At 64.9% G+C, this 2,701-nt stretch carries 1 protein-coding gene and 1 pseudogene; both read left to right on the forward strand.

Going from position 1 to position 2,701, the window contains the following annotated elements:
* Positions 1-415: 415 nt before the first annotated feature.
* Positions 416-1,864 (forward strand): annotated as a pseudogene (locus tag VFH59_RS17100) (IS701 family transposase).
* A 70-nt stretch (positions 1,865-1,934) separates the two neighbouring features.
* Positions 1,935-2,701 (forward strand): IS5 family transposase (locus VFH59_RS17105; RefSeq protein WP_325166124.1); only part of this gene is annotated, 767 nt, incomplete at its 3' end.

The raw sequence follows: 2,701 nt of genomic DNA on the forward strand, positions 1-2,701 counted from the left end.
TACTACTGAAGTATTAATATGGTGACTGCCCTGCACCCGCAAACGCTGCTTGCCCTGGATTACGGCAATGCCCCTCTGCCTGCGAAATACGAATTCCCGCTCAGCATCGGGGCGAGAGGCGTGATGGCTAACACCCGATGATGGATCATCGGCCCACAATCGAAGGCCTCTGGTCGCATGGCTCTTCAACGGGTGGAATAAAACCAGCGGCTCATCCGTTATTACGAATAGAAGGTACGGCCGAATAGATAGGGGGTGTTCGAGAATGCATAGCAGGCTTGGCAAAGGAGAGCGTAAGCGTTCAACCGCCAATCCCGGTCCTTTCCGCCGCCCTAATCTTATCGTGTCATAAGTTGCTTGCCCGATTCGACGCCGCTGTGGCAGTGCTGGAGATTCTCACTCGTGGAGGCGGGTTGTGGGTCTCAAAACCAGTGCAGGCGGCAGCGAATCACGGTTCGCGACCTATGTCGAGGCGATCACCTCAGCACTTGGCCATGCCGATCGTGCCGCGCCGTTCCGCTCGTATTGTGCAGGACTGCTGCTGCCCGGCGAGCGCAAGAGCGTCGAACCGATGGCCGCACGCATCCATCCTGCGCGCGTGCAGGCAGCGCACCAATCGCTGCACCACTTCGTGGCCAAGGCCGACTGGTCGGACGAAGCGGTGCTGACCGCGGTGCGCACGCAGGTCCTGCCGGTCATCGAGCGACGCGGTCGGATCCGGGCATTGATCCTCGACGACACCGGCTTCCCCAAGAAGGGCAAGCATTCAGTTGGCGTGGCCCGGCAGTATTGTGGGCAGCTCGGCAAGCAGGACAACTGCCAGGTAGCGGTCAGCCTCTCCGTCGCGAACGAGCACGCCAGCCTGCCGCTCGCCTGGCGGCTGTATCTGCCGCGCGAGTGGGCCGATGACCCGGCCCGGCGCGCAGCGGCCGGTGTGCCCGATGATGTCGTCTTCCAGACCAAGACGCAGATCGCGCTGGCGCAGCTTCGTGCCGCCCGTGCAGCCGGGATCAAGGCCGAGGTGGCGCTGCTCGACGCCGGCTATGGCACCGACACAGACCTGCGCGACGGCATCACCGAGATCGGCCTGCCCTATGTCGTCGGCATCCAGTCCACCACCAGCCTCTGGCCGCCGGGCGTGCAACCGCTGCCGCCGAAGCCGTGGAGCGGGCGTGGCCGTCCGACGCGCGCGATCCGGCGCAGCACCGAGCACCAGCCGGTCTCCGCCAAGCAACTGGCACTCAGCCTGCCAAACAAGGCCTGGCGGCGGGTCACCTGGCGCGAAGGCACCAACACCAAACTCGCCTCACGCTTCGCTGCGGTGCGCGTCCGACCGGCGCATCGCGATTATCAGCGTAGCGCACCACGTCCCGAGGAATGGTGCCTGATCGAATGGCCGGCAGACCAAGCCGAACCGACGAAATACTGGCTGTCCACGCTGCCTGCCACCATCAGCCGCCGCGCCCTGGTCAACACCGCCAAGCTGCGCTGGCGGATCGAGCGGGATTATCAGGAGCTCAAGCAGGAGCTTGGGCTTGGTCACTACGAGGGGCGAGGTTGGCGCGGCTTTCACCACCACGCCACATTGTGCATCGCGGCTTATGGCTTCCTCGTCTGCGAACGGGAAGCGATTCCCCCCTCAGGACAACGCAGAGCCATAGTCCGCGAAGAACCTGCCGTTCCCCACGGTTACCGACCCCGCGGATCCCCCGATCCGGCCTGAGCGCCATGTCGCCACCTCCATCACCTCCGTCCGCGTCAGCATCGCCCGCGCCATCGCCCGCAGGCTCGCGCGATGCCCGTGCTGTCAGCGACGCTCAGGTTCAGGGATCTTTATGACACAGTAAGACTAGCAGGCTGCTGAAAAACCCCTTGCCCCGACGCGACTGGAGTTGATTCGATACGCCTTGAGGCGCCGTCGATGGTGGGAGCAAATGCGGGGCAAGGATGAGCGGCGGGACGGCTTGTTCAGCTACGTGCGGCCGGAGAGCCGCATCCCCAAGGACCACCCGCTGCGCGCAATCCGGCGGATCACGGATGAGGCGCTGAAGGCGCTGGATACGCAGTTTGCCGCGCTCTACGCCGAGCATGGCCGCCCGTCCATTCCGCCCGAACAATTGCTGCGTGCGCTGCTGCTGCAAGCCTTCTACAGCATCCGTTCTGAGCGCCAACTCATGGAGCAGTTGGACTACAATCTGCTGTTCCGCTGGTTCGTGGGGTTGTCGGTGGACGATCCGATCTGGGTGCCGACAGTATTCAGCAAGAACCGCGACCGGCTGCTGGCAGGCGACATTGCGGCCGAGTTCCTGGCGGCGGTGCTGCACCTGCCAGCGGTGAAGGCGCTGCTCTCAGACGAGCACTTCTCGGTCGACGGCACGCTGATCCAGGCCTGGGCGGGCATGAAGAGCTTCCGGCGCAAGGATGGTCAGGACGAGCCGCCCGGGCCGGGGCGCAACGGCGAGCGCAACTTCCGCAAGGAGAAGCGATCCAACAAGACGCATGCCTCGACGACCGATCCGCACGCGCGGCTGGCGCGCAAGTCCGATGGGCAGGAGGCGAAGCTGGCCTATGCGGGGCACCTGCTGATGGAGAACCGCCACGGCCTGATCGTGGATGCACGCCTGACGCATGCCACCGGCACGGCTGAGCCGGAGGCGGCACTGGCGATGCTGCGGGCCTTGCCTGGCGGGCACAAGACGGT

The sequence above is a fragment of the Frateuria sp. genome, assembly GCF_035695185.1.
Taxonomy (GTDB): Bacteria; Pseudomonadota; Gammaproteobacteria; order Xanthomonadales; family Rhodanobacteraceae; genus Frateuria_A.